Origin of the sequence: Mesorhizobium sp. M1E.F.Ca.ET.063.01.1.1, assembly GCF_003998155.1 — a bacterium.
GTDB lineage: Bacteria > Pseudomonadota > Alphaproteobacteria > Rhizobiales > Rhizobiaceae > Mesorhizobium.
In genome coordinates, this window is the sequence record NZ_RZSC01000506.1 from 1 (window position 1) to 4,422 (window position 4,422).

The 4,422-nt window shown below is 65.5% G+C and carries 5 protein-coding genes; 2 read left to right on the forward strand and 3 right to left on the reverse strand.

The window, feature by feature from the left end:
* The 3 genes from EOA29_RS26530 to groL all read right to left on the reverse strand — a co-directional run.
* Nucleotides 1-477: DNA polymerase ligase N-terminal domain-containing protein (locus EOA29_RS26530; RefSeq protein WP_281061113.1), on the reverse strand; the 477-nt coding region annotated here is incomplete at its 3' end.
* 117 nt (nucleotides 478-594) lie between these two features.
* Entirely contained in the window at nucleotides 595-819 is a 225-nt protein-coding gene (locus EOA29_RS26535; RefSeq protein ID WP_126094565.1) for a hypothetical protein, read from the reverse strand.
* A 175-nt stretch (nucleotides 820-994) separates the two neighbouring features.
* The gene (groL, locus tag EOA29_RS26540; RefSeq protein ID WP_126094566.1) at nucleotides 995-2,623 is read right to left on the reverse strand and encodes a chaperonin GroEL; all 1,629 of its coding nucleotides are present in this window, start codon (nucleotides 2,621-2,623) and stop codon (nucleotides 995-997) included.
* Between the two features lie 326 nt (nucleotides 2,624-2,949).
* Between groL and EOA29_RS26545 the strand changes: the two genes are divergently transcribed.
* Together EOA29_RS26545 and EOA29_RS26550 are read left to right on the forward strand one after the other, a co-directional pair.
* Nucleotides 2,950-3,447, forward strand: a complete 498-nt coding sequence (locus tag EOA29_RS26545) for a GNAT family N-acetyltransferase (RefSeq protein ID WP_126094567.1) — start codon at nucleotides 2,950-2,952, stop codon at nucleotides 3,445-3,447.
* 204 nt (nucleotides 3,448-3,651) lie between these two features.
* Nucleotides 3,652-4,422 (forward strand): aldo/keto reductase (locus EOA29_RS26550; protein WP_145969809.1); only part of this gene is annotated, 771 nt, incomplete at its 3' end.

Genomic DNA, 4,422 nt, shown 5'->3' on the forward strand with positions numbered 1-4,422 from the left:
CTCCTTGAACAAGAGCCAGTTCTTCTTGTTCTCGTCCTCGCCGGGCTTGGGCTTCAGCCTGGTCAGCATCCAGCCGCCATTGAGCTTCTGGCCGGCCAGCCGGAACTTGAAGGCGCCGGTCCTGAGGCTCTTTTCGACATCCTCCATCGGCGCCCAGGTGCCGGTGTCCCAGACGATCATCGGCCCGCCGCCATATTCGCCTTCGGGGATGACGCCCTCGAAGTCGATATATTCGATGGGGTGGTCCTCGGTCTCGACGGCGAGGCGCTTGTCGGCCGGGTTGAGCGAAGGCCCGCGCGGCACCGCCCAGCTTTTGAGCACGCCGCCGACTTCGAGGCGCAGGTCGTAATGGTCGGCGGTGGCGTGGTGCTTGTGGACGACGAAGCGGTTGCCGCCCTCGCCGATCAGTCCGCCAGTGGGCTCCGGCGTGCGGCTGAACTCTCGCTTGGCGCGGTAGGATTTGAGCTTGGAGGGCATGGGTTAGGCGCCAAGGCGCAGAGCAGACAATGGCAAAGGCCGCGTTCCGTCACACCCCCCTCTGTCCTGCCAGCATTTCGGATTTTCCGGCGCAGTGCGAGACGACGGCAGCCACGCTCAATCGTCGGCGGCCGGCGTCAATTCCAGCTCGGCGGGCGTCAACCCCTGCCTGAGCTGGTCAAGCCGGAACTCGTCGACCCAATAGGCCTCGCCATCGACCAGCACGCGCGCGCTGTAGGTGCCGCCGGAAAAGCTCTGCGCGGTGACATGGACCTTGTGGCGGTCGAGCGCCTTCTTCACCGCGGCGCGGCGGGAATTTTCTCTGGCGACGGGACTGGCCATGGCCTCACTCTGAACATGCTGCCGCGTGAAGGGCGGCGGATATAAGGATGGCGGAGAGCGGCGGGGGAGTCAATTTTGGCGCAACGGCGGCGATCGTTCCGGCAAGGTCGTGATTGCGAAAGCCCCTGAGCTTCGCCACCCACGGCCTAAGCCGGGGGATGGCGAAGTGGCTGGCTCAATAATTCATTCCCGCTCCGGGCGGCATTGCCGGAGCGGTCTCCTTCTTCGGCTTTTCCGCCACCATCGCCTCGGTGGTGACGAGCAGGCCGGCGATGGAGGCGGCGTCCTGCAGCGCGGTGCGCACCACCTTGGCGGGATCGATCACGCCTTGGCCGTAGAGATCGCCATAGTTGCCGGTCTGCGCGTTCCAGCCGAAGGAGAATTCGCCGCTTTCGCGCAACCTGCCGACGATGAGAGAGCCTTCTGCGCCGGCATTTTCGGCGATCTGGCGCACCGGCGTTTCCAGCGCGCGGCGCACGATCTCGATGCCGGTCCTCTGGTCCGCATTGTCGACGACGGCCCCGTCGAGCGCCTTTACGGCTCTCAGCAGCGCGACGCCGCCGCCGGGCAGGATGCCTTCCTCGACCGCCGCGCGTGTGGCGTGCAGCGCGTCGTCGACCCGGTCCTTGCGCTCCCGGACCTCGACCTCTGTCGAGCCGCCGACGCGGATGACAGCCACGCCGCCGGCGAGCTTAGCCAGCCGTTCCTGCAGTTTCTCGCGGTCATAATCTGAGGTGGTCTCGTCGATCTGCTGCCGGATCTGGGCGACGCGGCCCCGGATCTCCTCCTTCCCACCGGCGCCATCGACGATGGTGGTGGTTTCCTTTTCGACGGTCACCCGCCTGGCGCGGCCGAGCATCTCGAGCGTGACATTCTCCAGCTTGATGCCGAGATCCTCGGAGATGACCTGACCCCCGGTGAGGATGGCAATGTCTTCCAGCATCGCCTTGCGACGGTCGCCGAAGCCGGGCGCCTTGACGGCGGCGACCTTCAATCCGCCGCGCAGCCTATTGACGACCAGCGTCGCCAGAGCTTCGCCCTCGACATCCTCGGCGATGATCAGCAGCGGCTTGCTCGACTGCACCACCGCCTCAAGGATCGGCAGCAGCGCCTGCAGGTTGGAGAGCTTTTTCTCGTGGATCAGCAGATAGGCCTCCTCCAGCTCGACGCGCATCTTGTCCTGGTTAGTGATGAAATAGGGGCTGAGATAGCCGCGATCGAACTGCATGCCCTCGACGACCTCGAGCTCGGTTTCGGCGGTCTTGGCCTCCTCGACGGTGATGACGCCTTCATTGCCGACCTTCTGCATCGCCTCGGCCAGGAAGCGGCCGATCTCGGCATCGCCATTGGCCGAGATGGTGCCGACCTGGGCGATCTCGTCGTTGCGGGTCACCTTGCGGGCATTGGCCTTGATCTCGGCCACGACCGCCTCGACGGCGCGATCTATGCCGCGCTTCAGGTCCATCGGGTTCATGCCGGCGGCGACGGCCTTCGCCCCTTCCCGCACGATGGTCTGAGCAAGGACCGTGGCGGTGGTGGTTCCGTCGCCGGCGATGTCGCTGGTCCTCGACGCCACTTCGCGCACCATCTGTGCGCCCATGTTTTCGAACTTGTCCACCAGTTCGATTTCCTTCGCCACCGTCACACCGTCCTTGGTGATGCGAGGGGCGCCGAACGACTTGTCGATGACCACGTTGCGGCCCTTGGGCCCGAGCGTCACCTTTACCGCGTCGGCCAGGATATCGACCCCGCGCAGCATCTTGTCGCGGGCCTCGGTGTGGAATTTCACTTCCTTGGCAACCATGGAACCCTCCCTCCGCGAACGCCCTCTTCTGGGCCGCGCGCGTCTATCGAACTAGTCTGGCGCCTAGGGGTTTCAAGGCCGAAACCCGGAATTTTTCGGCGCCTGTCTTAATTTCAACGCACTGTAATCATGGGCTTATTCAGGATGGTGGGAGGACAAGCAGCGGCTGCCGCGCTGCCAGGCGAACTTGTGCAGTGCAGCATCGGAACACTTCGCCTTGTCAGCCCGTTCGAGTGATCCGGCGGCCGGCCTTGCCAGGCATTCGCGCAGGGCCGCAGAAGGTGGGCCGCGCCGCCGCCTTGCGCCGGCAAGCGAAGGAGATTGCAATGGTGCAGATCAGGGCGATGGCAAAGAACGACCTGGCAGAGGTATCGCGGTTGCTCGGAGGGTCCTGGCGGCGGACCTATTCGCCGATCATGGGTGAAGAAAACACCGCTCGGCTTTCCGACGAGAAGCACGCGCCGGAGAAATTGGCCGAGGAGCTCGCCGACCACGACAAGATGTCGTTCGTCGCGGAGCGGACCGATGGCTCGATCGCGGGCTATGCGATGGCGGCGATGGATGAGAAAGGCGACGTCATGCTCGACCGGCTGCATATCGAACCGCAGGAGTTCGGCACCGGCCTTGCCGTCGATCTTCTGCATGCCGTGCTCGCCGCCCATGCCGGCATTCCCAGCATCGCGCTGGAGGTGATCGAGGGTAACGACCGGGCGATCGCCTTCTACCGCAAGCATGGCTTCGAGGTGGTCGAGCACCGGCCGGCGGCGCATGGGGTCGGCGGCCACGCCTCGCTGATCATGCGTCGGCTGCTGCCGATGGCCTGAGCCAACAAGGCGGTCCAGGTGGTTCCGTCAGGGTTCCGAGGGAGTGGAGTCGGCCGGAACCACCCGCCCGCCTTGCGTCCTTCCCAAGACGGACCGACCATACGATCCCGCTCTCCGGTTTCCCTTGACATGGATCAAGCGCTGGACGTGCTCGGTGCCGACCCTATAATTTAGCCGGGTTGCAAATTCGGCCGGAGCAAGACGATGAGCCTGGGCAAGCAGAAACTCGGCAACCAGGGGCTCGTCGTCTCGGCGATCGGCCTCGGCTGCATGGGCATGAGCCAGTCCTACGGACCGGCCGACGAGGCGGAGTCGATCGCGACGCTGCACCGGGCGATCGAGCTCGGCTGCACCTTCCTCGACACGGCCGAGGTCTACGGGCCCTTCATCAACGAGGAGCTGCTCGGCCGCGCGCTGAAGGGCCGGCGCGATCAGGTGACGATCGCGACAAAATTCGGCTTCCGCATCGTCGACGGCAAGCAGGACGGAACGGGGCGCGACAGCCGGCCAGAGCATATCCGCGAGGTGGTGGAGGCTTCGCTGCAGCGGCTTGCCACCGACCGCATCGACCTCCTCTACCAGCACCGCGTCGACCCTGACGTGCCGATGGAGGATGTCGCCGGCGCGGTCGGCGAGCTGGTGGCGGAAGGCAAGGTGCGCTTCTTCGGCCTGTCGGAGGCGGGGATTTCCAACATCCGCCGCGCGCATGCCGTGCATCCGGTCTCGGCGCTGCAGAGCGAATATTCGCTGTGGGAGCGCAACCTCGAGCCCGAGATCATCCCGGCGCTTGCGGAACTCGGCATCGGCCTGGTGCCGTTCGCGCCGCTCGGCCGCGGCTTCCTCGCCGGCGACGTCAGGCGCGCGGAGGATTATCCCGAAGGCGATTTCCGTCGCGGCGACCCGCGCTATCAGGGCGAGAATTTCGACTTGAACGTCGCGGCCGCCGCCACGGTGCGCGACATCGCAACCGCCAAG

Excerpts from the sequence above, each read along its gene's own strand:
- EOA29_RS26535 (WP_126094565.1), bottom strand. The coding sequence starts at position 819 with ATGGCCAGTCCCGTCGCCAGAGAAAATTCCCGCCGCGCCGCGGTGAAG.
- groL (WP_126094566.1), bottom strand. The coding sequence starts at position 2,623 with ATGGTTGCCAAGGAAGTGAAATTCCACACCGAGGCCCGCGACAAGATG.
- EOA29_RS26545 (WP_126094567.1), top strand. The coding sequence starts at position 2,950 with ATGGTGCAGATCAGGGCGATGGCAAAGAACGACCTGGCAGAGGTATCG.